General features: G+C 40.2%; 13 protein-coding genes. 11 read left to right on the forward strand and 2 right to left on the reverse strand.

Annotation, left to right across the window (positions count from 1 at the left end; translation table 11 throughout):
* Positions 1-46: 46 nt before the first annotated feature.
* The 3 genes from ACMUMJ_RS12300 (at position 47) to rpsA (ending at position 4,891) form a co-directional block, all read left to right on the forward strand.
* Positions 47-2,275, forward strand: a complete 2,229-nt coding sequence (locus ACMUMJ_RS12300; RefSeq protein WP_414679144.1) for a carboxyvinyltransferase — start codon at positions 47-49, stop codon at positions 2,273-2,275.
* Positions 2,276-2,294: 19 nt separating this feature from the next.
* Entirely contained in the window at positions 2,295-2,978 is a 684-nt protein-coding gene (gene cmk / locus ACMUMJ_RS12305; protein ID WP_414679145.1) for a (d)CMP kinase, read from the forward strand.
* A gap of 230 nt (positions 2,979-3,208) precedes the next feature.
* On the forward strand, positions 3,209-4,891 hold the full coding sequence (gene rpsA, locus ACMUMJ_RS12310; RefSeq protein WP_414679146.1) for a 30S ribosomal protein S1: 1,683 nt from the start codon (positions 3,209-3,211) through the stop codon (positions 4,889-4,891).
* A 175-nt stretch (positions 4,892-5,066) separates the two neighbouring features.
* Here rpsA and ACMUMJ_RS12315 read toward each other — a convergent pair whose 3' ends face one another.
* Entirely contained in the window at positions 5,067-5,309 is a 243-nt protein-coding gene (locus ACMUMJ_RS12315) for a hypothetical protein (RefSeq protein WP_414679147.1), read from the reverse strand.
* A gap of 19 nt (positions 5,310-5,328) precedes the next feature.
* Positions 5,329-6,057, reverse strand: coding sequence for a tRNA (N6-threonylcarbamoyladenosine(37)-N6)-methyltransferase TrmO (tsaA, locus tag ACMUMJ_RS12320; RefSeq protein WP_414679148.1), 729 nt, complete (start codon positions 6,055-6,057; stop codon positions 5,329-5,331).
* Between the two features lie 119 nt (positions 6,058-6,176).
* On the opposite strand from tsaA, the gene ACMUMJ_RS12325 reads away from it, so the two are divergent.
* Genes ACMUMJ_RS12325 through ACMUMJ_RS12360 form a run of 8 tightly spaced genes read left to right on the forward strand, consistent with a single transcriptional unit; the run spans position 6,177 to position 13,950 of the window.
* On the forward strand, positions 6,177-7,436 hold the full coding sequence (locus ACMUMJ_RS12325) for a glutamate-5-semialdehyde dehydrogenase (RefSeq protein ID WP_414679149.1): 1,260 nt from the start codon (positions 6,177-6,179) through the stop codon (positions 7,434-7,436).
* Between the two features lie 36 nt (positions 7,437-7,472).
* Positions 7,473-8,135, forward strand: a complete 663-nt coding sequence (gene nadD / locus ACMUMJ_RS12330) for a nicotinate-nucleotide adenylyltransferase (RefSeq protein WP_414679150.1) — start codon at positions 7,473-7,475, stop codon at positions 8,133-8,135.
* 14 nt (positions 8,136-8,149) lie between these two features.
* Positions 8,150-8,503 carry a ribosome silencing factor gene (rsfS, locus tag ACMUMJ_RS12335; protein WP_414679151.1) on the forward strand — a complete coding sequence of 118 codons (354 nt, stop codon included), beginning with the start codon at positions 8,150-8,152 and terminating at the stop codon, positions 8,501-8,503.
* A gap of 12 nt (positions 8,504-8,515) precedes the next feature.
* A complete protein-coding gene (rlmH, locus tag ACMUMJ_RS12340) occupies positions 8,516-8,983 on the forward strand; it encodes a 23S rRNA (pseudouridine(1915)-N(3))-methyltransferase RlmH (protein ID WP_414679152.1) in 468 nt (155 codons plus the stop codon).
* The gene (gene mrdA, locus ACMUMJ_RS12345) at positions 8,947-10,872 is read left to right on the forward strand and encodes a penicillin-binding protein 2 (RefSeq protein WP_414679153.1); all 1,926 of its coding nucleotides are present in this window, start codon (positions 8,947-8,949) and stop codon (positions 10,870-10,872) included. Before rlmH ends, mrdA begins: the two co-directional genes overlap by 37 nt.
* Positions 10,873-10,895: 23 nt before the next feature.
* A complete protein-coding gene (gene rodA, locus ACMUMJ_RS12350) occupies positions 10,896-11,990 on the forward strand; it encodes a rod shape-determining protein RodA (protein WP_414679180.1) in 1,095 nt (364 codons plus the stop codon).
* Between the two features lie 2 nt (positions 11,991-11,992).
* Positions 11,993-13,057, forward strand: coding sequence for a lytic murein transglycosylase B (mltB, locus tag ACMUMJ_RS12355; protein ID WP_414679154.1), 1,065 nt, complete (start codon positions 11,993-11,995; stop codon positions 13,055-13,057).
* A complete protein-coding gene (locus tag ACMUMJ_RS12360; RefSeq protein WP_414679155.1) occupies positions 13,054-13,950 on the forward strand; it encodes a septal ring lytic transglycosylase RlpA family protein in 897 nt (298 codons plus the stop codon). Before mltB ends, ACMUMJ_RS12360 begins: the two co-directional genes overlap by 4 nt.
* Positions 13,951-14,002: the final 52 nt, after the last annotated feature.

The following is a 14,002-nucleotide window of genomic DNA, read 5'->3' on the forward strand; positions in this document are numbered from 1 at the left end:
GTTGTTCGTTTTTTGTTTTAATTAACGTTGTTGGTTGGGGGTTGCGTTGTCGTTACCAGAAGAGTTAAAGGTTTCAAATAATTTTGGTAATGTCCTAATTATTGGTTTAGGAATGATTGGCGGCTCTGTTGCCAAGGCTTTGAAAGACCGAGGTTTGGCGACATTATATGGCTCCGATCGACGAGAAACGGAGCTGTCTTTAGGTGTTTCAACAGGTGTTATTGATTTTGCTGTTGAGTTAACACCGGATGTGATTGAAAAAATGGATGTTATTTTGCTGGCTACTCCTGTGCGGGCCATGGAGCATGTATTGGAGGTGATTGCCCCAATGTTGAGATCAAACACATTGGTTACTGATGTGGGTTCAACTAAGGCAAGTGTTATAGAGTCAGCGAAGCGTATTTTTGGATCTGTTCCTGCTAATTTTATTCCTGGTCATCCTATTGCGGGTGCGGAAAAAAGCGGTGTTTTAGCTGCAAACCCACATTTGTTTGAGAATCACAAGGTTATTGTTACTCCTTTGGTGGCGAGTGATCTGGAGTTGCTTGATCGGCTGCATTTGTTTTGGTCTTCTATTGGTGCTGAAGTTGTCAGTATGGATGTGGATCATCATGATTTAGTGTTGGCTGGCTCAAGTCATCTACCTCACCTTCTTGCTTACACCTTGGTTGATTCGTTAGCAAATAGCGAGCTGAGGCAGGATGTATTTCGTTTTGCAGCGGGTGGTTTTAGGGACTTTACTCGGATTGCTTCCAGTGACCCTGTAATGTGGAGGGATGTTTTTCTCGTAAATAAAGACGCCACCTTAGTTGTATTAAATGAGTTCATGGGGCGCCTTGATCAAATGAAAGAAGCGATTGAAGCCTCGGATAGTGCTTCAATGTTTGGTGTATTTACTAGGGCTAAGTCTGCTAGAGATCACTTCATGCGTTTGCTTGAGGAAAGGGCGGCTGGAAATGAAATCAATGTTAAGTCAATATCCATATCATTCCCAGTAATGGGATCTGTTAAAGGGAGGGTGTCTTTATCTGGTGATAAGTCGTTGTCTCACAGGGCTATTGCGATGGCTGCGCTTTCAGAGGGGGTCAGTGTATTAAGCAACTTGGATATTGGCTCTAATGCAAAGTTAACAGTTCAAGCCTTTAGGGATATGGGGGTTGTGATAGAAGAATATGGTGAGGGGCAGTTACGAATTCATGGAGTAGGTTTGCGTGGTTTAAAAGCGCCGATTGCTCCTATTAATGTGGGTAACTCTTCTACGACGTTATATATTTTGTTACCGGTTTTGGCGGGGCAAGACTTTGAGGTTTCTTTAATCGGTGAGGGAGACTTATTAAACTTACCGTTAAGTGATGTTTTGCCTGTGCTGAGGTCAATGGGGGCGGATGTGTCTTCATCTGCTTCGTCAGGTTTACCTGTGCATATTAAGCCTGATCAGATTCCGAAGTCTGATATTGTGATTCAGGGTTCTTATTCTCAAGCAAAAATGGCGGCTATTTTGGCTGGTTGTTATTCTACTGGTGATGTGAGTTTTGGCTTGTCTGTATTTAATCGAAATCATACGGAAAACTTAATGGCGGCGTTTGGTTGTAAGTTGACTGAAAAGGATCGTGCATTTGATTACCCTGAGGATAGGTGTCTTAAGTCTGCTGATATTACTTTGCCTGCAGATGTTACAAAGACGGCATGGCTTATTTTGTTAGCGACTATTTTGCCAGGTTCTAGGTTAGAGATTGAAAATATTCTTGTAAATAGTACAAGGACAGGGTACTTGTCTGTTTTGAAGAGATCGGGTGCTAATATAATGACGTTGTCGTCGTTTAGTTGTGTTCCTGAAGTATCTGAGAGTGTCCTTGTGCAATTTTCTTCTTTATCATCGTTTTTGATAAGTGAAGAAGAGGCATTTTTGATTCGTGAAGAATTGGTTTTTGTGTGTGTTGCCGCTGTTTTTGCAAAAGGAAAAAGCCGAGTAAATGGATTAAGTAAATTGCCATTTGAGTGTGAAGAAAGATTAAGAAGCCTAATTGATTCTTTGATGAAATTAAATGTTACCTGCTCGATTGGTAATGATTATATTGAAATCGAAGGTTCGACACCTCAGGGAGGTGAGTTGGATTGTGCGGGTGACTATTTATTGGCTATGGCGCAAATGGCGTTAGGGGCAAGAAGTTCAGAGGTAGTTAAGGTTCAAGATTGTTTTGGGTTGTTTGAAGAATTTAGCGAGTTTGAGCGTGTTACTGAGTCATTGGGTATTCCATGTTTAATAACTCAGTAGTTTTTAAAGAGGAAGTAGTATGATAAATCAATCTCCTGTTATCGCAATTGATGGACCTAGTGGTGCAGGCAAAGGTACTGTAAGCCAGTTGTTGGCAGATAAGTTAGGGTGGCATCTTTTAGATAGTGGGGCTTTGTATCGTTTATTGGCGCTTGCTGTCTCTCATCATGATATGTCTATTGAAGATCATGAGACGCTTCAGGTTCTAGCTGAACATTTAGATATTCAATTTTTACAAGATTCAGAAGGTAAGTTAGATATTGTTTTAGAAGGTGAGGTGGTTACCCAAGCTATCCGAACGGAAGACGTTGGTAATCGGGCGTCAGTTTTGGCATCCATTCCTTCTGTGAGAGAGGGGTTGTTGCTTCGGCAAAGGGTGTTTGCTCAAGATCCTGGTCTGATAGCAGATGGTCGTGATATGGGAACTGTTGTGTTTCCTGATGCGACAGTCAAGATCTTTCTCACTGCATCGGCTGAAGAAAGAGCCAAACGACGCTTTTTGCAATTGCAAGAGAAGGGTGGGGATGTTAACCTTCAAGATTTGGTGGCTTCTATTAAAGAAAGAGACGAGCGTGATGCTAATAGAGCCATCGCGCCTCTTGTGCCTGCGAGCGAGGCGACTGTTATAGATAGCACCTCAATGCCTATTGAAGAAGTGGTGGACATTATTCTAAAAGAAGTGTCGAAAAAGGGTGTTGTGTAAATTAAGACGACTTATTATATAGATAGCTGGATATTGACTTGAGTGGGAACTCCTATTTATGGCGAATGCGGCTATATTATTTTTGTGGTGTCATGATAATTAGGCTCTACAAGTAAAGTTTCAGTCAAAATAGAGACCAGCCAAATCTATTTTGCATCATCATAAAATTACCCCGTATGGGCTGGTAATACGGTTAAAGTGCGCTTGCGTACTAATTTAAAGGAAACACAATGACTCAAAGCTTCGCTGAACTGTTTGAAGAAAGCCTGTTAACCGTAGAAATGGCTCCAGGCTCGATTGTTACTGGTATTATCGTTGATATCGATAGTGAGTGGGTAACTGTTCATGCAGGTCTAAAATCTGAAGGTGTTATTCCTCGCGTTCAATTTCTTTCCGAAAGCGGTGAATTCACTTTAAAAGTCGGCGACGAAGTAAAAGTTGCTCTTGATGCTGTTGAAGATGGTTTCGGTGAGACTAAATTGTCTCGTGAAAAAGCGAAACGTGCTGAAACTTGGGAAGTACTTGAAAAAGCATACGAAAACAGCGAAATCGTTGTTGGTGTTATTAATGGTAAGGTCAAAGGTGGCTTCACTGTTGATATTGCGAATATCCGTGCTTTCTTGCCAGGTTCTTTGGTTGACGTTCGCCCGATCCGTGATACTTCACACCTTGAAGGTGTAGATCTAGAGTTTAAACTTATTAAACTTGACCAAAAACGTAACAACGTTGTTGTTTCTCGTCGTGCAGTTATGGAAGCAACTAACAGTGCAGAGCGTGAAACGCTTCTAGCTTCTCTAGAAGAAGGTCAAGAAGTTAAAGGTATCGTTAAGAACCTTACTGATTACGGTGCATTCGTTGATCTTGGCGGTGTTGATGGTCTTCTACATATCACTGATATGGCTTGGAAGCGTATCAAGCACCCAAGCGAAATCATTGCTGTTGGTGATGAAATCGACGTTAAAGTTCTTAAGTTTGACCGCGAGCGTAACCGTGTATCTCTAGGGCTTAAGCAATTGGGTGAAGATCCATGGGTTGCAATTAAAGCTCGTTACCCAGAAGGTACTAAAGTAACAGCTAAGGTTACTAACCTTACTGATTACGGCTGTTTTGCTGAGCTTGAAGAAGGTGTTGAAGGTCTGGTTCACGTATCTGAAATGGATTGGACGAACAAGAACATTCACCCATCTAAAGTTGTTCAAATTGGTGATGAAGTAGAAGTAATGATCCTAGATATCGATGAAGAACGTCGTCGTATTTCTCTAGGTGTTAAGCAATGTACTCCTAATCCATGGGAAGAATTCGCTACTTCTTACAACAAAGGCGACAAAATCTCTGGCGCAATCAAATCTATTACTGATTTTGGTGTGTTCATTGGTCTTGAAGGCGGTATTGATGGTCTGGTTCACCTATCTGATCTTTCTTGGGACGAGACAGGTGAAGAAGCTGTTCGTCAATATAAGAAAGGCGATAATCTTGAAACAGTTGTATTATCTATTGATGCTGAACGTGAGCGTATTTCTTTGGGTGTTAAGCAATTGGAAGAAGATCCATTTGTTGGTTTCGCCGCTGAAAACGACAAAGGCGCTATCGTAGAAGGTACTGTTAAAGAAGTTGATGCTAAAGGTGCTGTAATTGTTCTTGCAGGCGGTGTTGAGGCAACAATTAAAGTTTCTGAATTGAGCCGTGAGCGCATTGAAGATGCTACATCTGTATTGAAAGAAGGCGATAAAATCGAAGCCGCGATCATTAATCTTGATCGTAAAGCGCGTACTGTTGCTCTTTCTATTAAGCAGAAAGATGCTACTGAAGAAAAAGCTGCTCTTAAATCTCATTCTGAGAAACAACAAGCGGAAACAAGTGGTCCAACTACAATTGGTGACTTGATCAAAGCTCAACTAGAAAATCAAAATTAAGATTTTTTAATGAAAGCAAAATGCGGGCCTAGTGTTCGCATTTTTTTTGCTTGGAATGTTCAAGAAAACTCCTTTTTAGGTTGACAATAAAACTATGCACAGAATGTGTGGATAACTTTGGTATAGGGCGAAAAAAACCTTATAGAATTGATAACTGTTTGATATTTAATTGTTTTTATTTTAGTTGATTAAAGAATTGAGCAATATCTTCTTCTGTCCATTCTTTTTTTTGTAACAATTCTTTTAGGGTGCTGTTTTCTGCGATTGTTTGGGCGTTTTTTTGAAACTTGGCATAGTGGTAGTCTTTTATGAGCTCTTCGTCTCTTTTTGATTTGTAGATAGGGTTGTGATCCTGAGTATTTTCATTGAGCTTATTTACGTCTTGGTATGCTTTTAAGAATGCTTTTTTGGAAATCATATGGTTCCTTTTTAATTGTTTAGGAGATGGTTTCAAGTTTGAGTACTTCAAAGTAAGTCGGGTTGGCTTGCCATCTAATATTTATATCCCACAGTTGAAAACCATGCTCTTTTCCTTTCTTGTTGTGCAAATATGAAGGTCTTGGGTCCTGTGATAAGATTTCTGATATTAGTTGACTGATGTTTCTATTTGTCTTGTTCTGGTAGTCTTGGCATTGGGTTGTTGCTAAGGGAGAAAAAGTTACTTTTCTTTTTTGTGATGGTTTTGGCGCAAACCCGTTTTTTGCATTAGTAATAGAGTCAGAATAGGGTAGGTAGGGTTTGATATCAATAACAGGTGTACCATCCAGTAAATCGCCGCCGTGTAATTCAATAAATACTTTTTTGCCTTCTTGATAAATTCTCCCAAGCTTTACGGCAGATAGCCCTATTGGGTTTGGTCTATAGGTTGCTCGTGTAGAAAAAATGCCAACCTTACTTTGTCCTCCAAGTCTTGGGGGGCGAATTTTTGCTTTCCAGTTTTCTTTTAGGCATTCGTGGAAAATAAATTGTATCCATATGTGAGAAAATTGATCTAATCCTTCTAGCGTATCTAATCTGTTAAATGGCGCTACCAACTCTAATGTCGAGGTTGCTTCATTGACGAGTCCTGGTTGTCGAGGTATGCCAAATTTTTGGGTGTAGCATGAGTGAATGATGCCAATGGTGTTAAATGTGTAGCTAGGATGAAAGGTCAAAGAAAACCTCATGTAAATGCTTAAAGGGGTTAAAGAAAGTGTAAAGCTTTATGTTAGTATAGTGCCATTAAAGTGAACACTAAATAGGATTGCTTTAACGTTTAATTTAATTGTTAAGTTGAGAGTCTGGTATGTCTATAAAAATGTATATGCAACAAGTGGGTCGACAAGCTCGTGACGCTTCTCGTATTTTGGCGCGTGCTTCTACTCAAGATAAAAGCGACGCGTTAATTGCAATGGCTATTGCGTTGGATAATGCTCGACCTCAACTTAAATTAGCGAATAAGAAAGATATAGATGCAGGTCTTGAAAAAGGTTTGAGTGCCGCGTTACTTGATCGACTTCTATTGGACGATGCGAAAATCTCGGGAATGATTGAAGGCTTGAGGCAAGTTGCTTCATTGACCGACCCTATTGGTGAAATAACCGATATGGTTTATCGCCCATCTGGTATTCAAATAGGTAAGATGCGGGTTCCTTTAGGTGTTATTGGCATTGTGTATGAGTCTCGTCCAAATGTGACGATTGATGCTGCAAGTCTATGTCTTAAGTCTGGCAATGCAACTATATTAAGGGGTGGCAGCGAAGCTTACTATTCAAATCAAGCTATTGCTGAGGCCATTGTTGTGGGGTTGAATGCTGTTGGGCTTCCTGAGCATGCTGTGCAGGTCATTAATACGACGGATCGAGAGGCAGTAGGTGAGCTTATCAGCATGGCTAATTTCGTTGACGTTATTGTTCCTCGCGGCGGAAAAGGGTTAATAGAAAGAATCTCTAAAGATGCTAAAGTGCCTGTTATTAAACACTTGGATGGTAATTGCCATGTATACATTGATGATGAGGCGGATATTGAAAAGTCCACACGTATTGCCCTAAATGCAAAAACAAGGCGATATGGTGTTTGTAATGCGATGGAATCTTTGCTTATACACAAGGATATTGCTGCTCGCGTTTTACCTGATTTGGTGAATGAATTTCTAGCTAAGGATGTGGAGTTAGTGGGGTGTTCAGAGTCTCAGCTTTATTCAGATAAGATTGCGGCGGCTTCAGAAGAAGATTGGTATGCCGAATATTTGTCGCCTAAACTGTCAATTAAATTGATGAGTGATATTGACGAAGCTATTCACCATATCAACCACTATGGCTCACATCATACTGATGCAATCGTTAGTCAGAATTATTCTAAAACTCGTATTTTCATGACTGAAGTAGACTCTGCATCCGTTATGGTAAATGCGTCTACCAGCTTTGCTGATGGTTTTGAGTATGGGTTTGGTGCAGAAATCGGTATCTCCACTGATAAAATACATACCCGCGGTCCAGTGGGATTATTGGGGCTGACCTGTCAAAAATTTGTCGTGCTGGGTGATGGTCATACTCGTGATAATTAATATTCTTTTTTACTACGGTATTAAAGGAGACTGAAAGTGTCTAAGGAAAGCGTATCGGCATCGAATAAGATGGTAGCTATTATGGGAGGGACGTTTAATCCTATCCATAATGGTCATTTGAGAGTCGCCGTGGAAGTGGCGGATTTACTGAACTTGGATCAGTTGAAATTAGTGCCTTGCTTTCGCCCTGCTCATAAAGCCATCTCTGGTATTTCAACTGCACAACGATTGAAGATGCTTGGACTTGCTGTGGCTTCTGATATACGTTTAGCTGTGGATAACCGAGAAATAAAGCGTGCAGAACCGAGCTTCACCATTGATACACTAAAAGAATTAAGATCTGAAGTTGGGGAAGACACATCCATTGTTATGGTTGTTGGCATGGACAGTTTTTGTACGTTACCTTCTTGGAAAAGTTGGTTAGACTTGACTTCTTATGTCCATATTGTTGTTGTTTCTAGACTCGGCTCTACGCCGTTTTTTACTGATGAACTAAAGAACTATTATGAAAAGTATCGTGCTTCAACGGTAGCTGAGTTACAATGCGCGCCCTCTGGGCGTATCTGGCTTGAAACGTTAGCACTGCTTGACATTTCATCTAGCATGATAAGAGAGTTAAGAGCTAAAAATAAGTCAATTGCTTATTTATTACCTGATTCTGTCCAAAACTACATTGATACAAATAAACTTTATTTATAGGAAAATACAATTACATGAGCGACCAAAATCACACAACTGATCAAATTCTTGCTTTGGCAATCGAATCTTTAGAAGATGTTAAAGGTGATAAGATTACTGTGCTAAATGTTCAGGCTCACACTGATATGATGGATTTCATGGTAATTTGTACTGGAACATCTAAGCGTCATGTTAATTCCTTGGGGCAAAATGTCGTAGAGCATGCAAAAAAGAATGGCTTACAGCCGCTAGGATTTGAAGGAAAAGGGATGGGGAGTGATTGGGTGTTGGTCGATTTACATGATGTTGTTGTTCACGTTATGACAGATGAAGCCCGCTCATTTTATGACTTAGAAAAACTGTGGAATATTACTCCTGAAGTTTTGTAGGTACGAATTAACATGCGTATTAGGCTCATAGCTGTTGGCTCAAAAATGCCAAAATGGATCCAAGAAGGTTTTTCAGACTATACAAAGCGTCTGCCGAAAGACTTTGCTTTAGAGCTTGTTGAGATCCCCATGTCATCCAGAGGGAAGAATACAGATATTGCAAAAGCAATTAGAAAAGAAGGGGATGCGATGTTAGATGCGATATCTTCTTCTGAAAAGGTGATTGCTATGGAGGTTTTGGGTAAAGAGTGGTCAACAGAGCAGTTGGCTGAACAGGCTGAGTCTTGGCGTATGGACGGAAGTAATTTGTGCTTATTAGTTGGTGGCCCTGATGGTCTTGATCCTCGATGCTCTGCTCGAGCAGATAAGTGTTGGTCTCTCTCTAAACTTACTCTTCCTCATCCTATTGTCCGTGTCATCCTTGCAGAGCAGGTTTACCGAGCTTGGACACTGATGAACAATCACCCTTACCATCGGTAGGTTGTGTTTTAATGGATCAACATCAAAAATACTTTCGTAATTACCGTCAAGAACAATCGCTAACGCAACGAAGAGTTATTTTTTCGGGTGTGCTTGTTTTAATTATGGTGGGTGTTTTAATTTCTCGTCTTTTCTATCTTCAGGTTGTTGAGTTTGATCGCTATCAAACTAAAGCGAATGATAATCGAGTCATGCTCATTCCTGAGCCCCCTTCTAGAGGGTTGGTCTATGATCGAAATGGGTTGGTATTAGCAGATAATAGACCTATTCACAGTTTAACTATTACACCTGAGCGTGTGAGGAACTTTCCAAGCTTACAAGCAGAGTTAGATGATATTCTTGAAATATCTGCTGAAGAATGGGATGCGTTTAATGATAAACGTAAATCTTATCGTCGTCCTTATCAATCTATTACTTTGAAACAGCAATTGACCGATTCTGAATGGGCAAAGCTTTCTGTTGATTTGTATAAATGGGATGGGGTGCAAGTCGAAGCGCAGTTAACTCGATATTATCCATATGGAGAAGCTTTTGCTCATGCTATTGGTTATGTTGGACGTATTACCGAAAAAGATTTAAAAAAAGTAAATCCTGATACTTATCAAGGTGCTCTTTATATAGGGAAGTCTGGAATTGAAGATTTTTATGAGGATGCTTTATTTGGTGTCCCTGGCTTGAGTAAGCTGGAAGTCAATGCACGCGGTAGAATTATGTCTGAAATAGAGCGTCAAAACCCTATTCCAGGTAAAGATATTCATCTTCACTTAGATGCTCGCTTACAGCAATATGCATTTGATGCGCTTGGTGATTACACTGGTTCTGTTATTGCTATTGATCCTAAAACAGGCGGTATCCTAGCATTAGTCAGTAAGCCTAGTTACGATCCAAATCTGTTTGTTCGTGGTATCTCATATAAAGATTACGATGTGCTGCGAAGTTCACCTAAATTACCTCTTTTTAACAGAGCGTTAAGGGGGGGGTATCCTCCTGCTTCTACGATAAAGCCGTTTATGGCGTTGGCTGGTTTAGAATCTGGGTTTGCAAGTTGGGACGAGCGGTTCTTTGCTCATGGTTATTACCAAATCAACCCAAATGGGCGACGCTATCGAGATTGGAAAAGGGAAGGGCATGGCTGGATAGATTTAGAGCGGTCACTTATTGAGTCTGTTGATACGTATTATTATCAATTAGCTCATAGAATGGGTGTTACTCCTATCCATGATTTTTTATCTAAATTTGGCTTTGGTGAGCCGACTATTTTAGATTTAAATGGGGCAAGTAATGGTTTGCTGCCGTCAAATGAATGGAAGAAAGCAAAGTATAGAGAACCTTGGTATCCAGGTGATTCTGTCAATATAGGTATTGGCCAGGGGTTCATGGTCGCAACACCGTTGCAAATTGCTTCTGCTACTTCAGCAATAGCAAACAGAGGTGTATGGCACCCACCTAGAATGGCAAAGCAAGTTGGAGGTTCTTCTCCTAACTTTCCTGAAGATGAATCTGGCCTTAAGACGATTCGATTAAAGGAACAGCAAAACTGGGAAAAAGTCATTAAGGCAATGGAAAAAGTAATCTCTGACCCAAAGGGAACGGCAAGACGGCTTCAAGGAACTCCGTACAAAATTGCTGGGAAAACGGGTACAGGTCAGGTTTTTAGTCTTCAAGAGGATGAGGAGTATGAGGCGGATAAATTAGAGAAACGTCTTCATGATCACGCGCTTTTTATTGGTTTTGCGCCCTCTCAAAAGCCTACCATTGCGATATTTTCTATTTTTGAAAATGGTGGTAGTAGCTCTAAACCTGCTGACTTAAGTAAAAAGCTGTTTGACGCTTATTTATTGGATGATTACCCTAAAAAGTACGATTATTTAAAAGGCGCTAATCTGTGAACGCTTCTTTGTATTCAAGAGTAATGTCTTTTACTAATGCTAGATTGTGGAAACTTACGCATATAGACGTACTTTTGATGGTTTCTCTTTTGCTCCTAATATCTGGAGGACTAGTGGTTCTTTATTCGGCGTCAGGCCAGAGAGACGATGTCATTGAGAGGCAAGTTGTGCGTTTGGCTTTGGGTTTTGGCCTTTGTATCGTATTGGCTCAATTGCCTCCTAAATACATGAGGCGGTTTTCACCAATGCTGTTTCTTTTTGCTGTCTCTTTATTGGCTGCCGTCTTATTCTTTGGGGTTGGGGCGAAAGGCGCTCAGCGGTGGCTAGAAATTCCTGGTGGGGTACGCTTTCAACCTTCTGAATTAATGAAAGTGATTATGCCGATGATGACTGCTTGGTATTTTTCTGATCGACATTTGCCTCCTCGGTTAAAGCACATAGTCATTGTTTTGGTTATTATAATGCTCCCAGTCTTAATGATTGCAAAACAACCCGATTTAGGAACATCATTGCTTGTGGCTGTATCTGGTTTGTTCGTTCTATTTTTAGCAGGTCTTCAGTGGCGTTATATTCTGGGGTCATTTGCGCTAGCTCCATTGGTTGGCTTTAGTTTGTGGCAAGTGATGCATCCGTATCAAAAGCAACGAGTATTAACGTTTCTTGACCCTGAAAGCGATCCTTTAGGCTCTGGTTGGAATATTATTCAATCTAAAACCGCTATCGGGTCTGGTGGGATTCATGGCAAAGGTTGGTTGGAAGGAACTCAGGCGCAATTAGATTTCTTACCTGAGAGCCATACTGATTTTATTATTGCTGTATTAGCGGAAGAGTTTGGGATGGTAGGTTGTATCACTCTGTTGGTAGGGTATTTACTTATCATTGCCCGTGGTTTGTATATATCAACAATGGCTGAAGATAATTATGCAAGATTATTAGCAGGCAGCTTAACATTAACATTTTTTGTTTATTTGTTTGTGAATATTGGTATGGTGTCAGGGATTTTGCCCGTGGTGGGTGTTCCTCTGCCGTTAATTAGTTATGGCGGAACCTCTATTATTACTATTATGGCAACGTTTGGAATCTTAATGTCTATACAGACCCACAAAAAAGCGAGATAGCAATGAAAACAGTATGGATAATGATTTTAGGTTTTTTAGTCGCTTCTTGTAGCTCTGTTGAAAATACGAGTAACGTTGTTTCTGATGAAATGAAACGAATTGCAGAGGAAAAGACACCTAATTCAATGTTAACTTTTATGAATAAGGAAGGCGTTAAATCTTTCATTAGTTATATGGGTGAAAAGCATCATTATGATGAAGATTTATTGATTAAAGAATTTAGTCAAATTACTCCGCGCCAACAAGTGATTAAAAAGTCTAATAATCAACCTGAAGTGATTACGCCTTACCATAAATATAAAGCACGCTTTCTAAATGAATCCAGAATTAAGTCAGGTGTGGCTTTCTTACAGGAAAATAAAATATGGCTAGATAGAGCTGAAAAAGAGTTTGGGGTTCCTGCGGAAATTATTGTTGCGATTGCAGGGGTTGAAACTTTCTATGGACGTATTACAGGAAATAAAGACGTTTTTACCTCTTTATCGACCTTGGCGTTTGATTACCCAAGGCGTGGAAAATATTTTCAAAGTGAGCTGGAAGCATTTTTGTTGTTGGCAAGAGAAAAAAATTGGCCAATTAGTGAGGTAAAAGGATCGTATAGTGGTGCTTTAGGGGTTGCTCAATTTATGCCATCTAATTATCGTAAACTGGCAATTGATTTTGATCGAGATGGTGAAATAGACCTTTGGGGATCTTCTGCTGATGCAATTGGAAGTATTGCTAATTATTTAAAACATAAGGGATGGAAGGCTCAGAGACCTATTCTAGATTCTGTGACTTTGCATCCATCTAAAGGATCGAGTCCTGAAATAATGTTGTGGTCTAATAAACAAAGAAAAACATTTCACTATCCTAATGAGTGGAAAAAAATAGGCGTGAATGCACCGTCTTCATTGCCGCAGTTGAAATCTGGTTTGATTCGTCTTAGAACGGCAGAAAATAAAGTCAGTTATTGGCTTGCTTACAACAATTTCTTTGCTCTGATGAGTTATAACCCAAGTAGACGTTATACTATGGCGGTTATTGATTTGTCTAAAGCCATATACGAAGGTAATGAAGTCCAATGAAACTTGTTTATGTCAGTCTGATGGTGCTTACTTTATCTGCTTGTACAAGTACAAATCATATTAATAAATCATCGGCGAAAAAAATTGAAGATCTTGACAAAGCATCTGGAGGTGGTCGGTACAGTATTTTACAAGACCATGCTCCGACAGGAGATATCAAGGTTGATCATTTACCCGACTTAGTTCCTATATGGGAGCCTAAGAGTCGAGGTGGTAACAAATCCTCTTATAAAGTGTGGGGGAAAACGTATCATGTTATGAACTCCGCCAAAGGTTATTCTGCTACTGGCACGGCGTCTTGGTATGGAAAAAAGTTCCATGGTCATAAAACGTCGAATGGAGAGGTATATGATATGTACGCTTTTTCCGCTGCTCACAAAAGCTTGCCTCTTCCAACCTATCTTAAAGTAACAAACCTAGATAACAATAGAAGCGTTATTGTTCGTGTGAATGATCGAGGTCCGTTCCATGGGAATCGATTAATCGATTTGTCCTATGCGGCGGCAGCTCGCCTTGATTACCATAAAAAAGGATTAGCGCGAGTTAAGATAGAAGCCATTACACCGAAGCAGAAGGAATCATATAGCCCGAAAAAAGCAACTTCATCTCCTGCTGTGTCTAAGCCGATAGTGACGAATAAAGTGACCTCGGCCAATAGTTTTACACATCTTCAAGTGGGAGCATTTAGTTCTCAAGAGTCTGCTAACACCTTAAAAAAACGCTTGATTCAGAAATTTGATACTCAAATTAGAGTCAGTGTAAAGAAAAAAGAGGGTAGCCTTTATAAAGTGTTCGCTGGCCCATATAAAACGATGAGCGATTTAGACGAGTGGGGGCGTAAAATACAGGGCGCGGGCTTTTCACAACCAATTAGAGTGTCCTTTTTGCCTTAGAGTTAGGATTAAGCTAGAGATTGCTTCCTTCGTTTAGTATCATTCACATTCA

Source organism: Marinomonas phycocola, from assembly GCF_047525455.1.
Taxonomy (GTDB): domain Bacteria; phylum Pseudomonadota; class Gammaproteobacteria; order Pseudomonadales; family Marinomonadaceae; genus Marinomonas.

What these genes read in the sequence shown, in the direction of transcription:
- cmk (WP_414679145.1), top strand. Translation starts at nt 2,295, where the DNA reads ATGATAAATCAATCTCCTGTTATCGCAATTGATGGACCTAGTGGTGCA.
- rpsA (WP_414679146.1), top strand. Translation starts at nt 3,209, where the DNA reads ATGACTCAAAGCTTCGCTGAACTGTTTGAAGAAAGCCTGTTAACCGTA.
- ACMUMJ_RS12315 (WP_414679147.1), bottom strand. Translation starts at nt 5,309, where the DNA reads ATGATTTCCAAAAAAGCATTCTTAAAAGCATACCAAGACGTAAATAAG.
- tsaA (WP_414679148.1), bottom strand. Translation starts at nt 6,057, where the DNA reads ATGAGGTTTTCTTTGACCTTTCATCCTAGCTACACATTTAACACCATT.
- ACMUMJ_RS12325 (WP_414679149.1), top strand. Translation starts at nt 6,177, where the DNA reads ATGTCTATAAAAATGTATATGCAACAAGTGGGTCGACAAGCTCGTGAC.
- rsfS (WP_414679151.1), top strand. Translation starts at nt 8,150, where the DNA reads ATGAGCGACCAAAATCACACAACTGATCAAATTCTTGCTTTGGCAATC.
- rlmH (WP_414679152.1), top strand. Translation starts at nt 8,516, where the DNA reads ATGCGTATTAGGCTCATAGCTGTTGGCTCAAAAATGCCAAAATGGATC.
- rodA (WP_414679180.1), top strand. Translation starts at nt 10,896, where the DNA reads ATGTCTTTTACTAATGCTAGATTGTGGAAACTTACGCATATAGACGTA.
- mltB (WP_414679154.1), top strand. Translation starts at nt 11,993, where the DNA reads ATGAAAACAGTATGGATAATGATTTTAGGTTTTTTAGTCGCTTCTTGT.
- ACMUMJ_RS12360 (WP_414679155.1), top strand. Translation starts at nt 13,054, where the DNA reads ATGAAACTTGTTTATGTCAGTCTGATGGTGCTTACTTTATCTGCTTGT.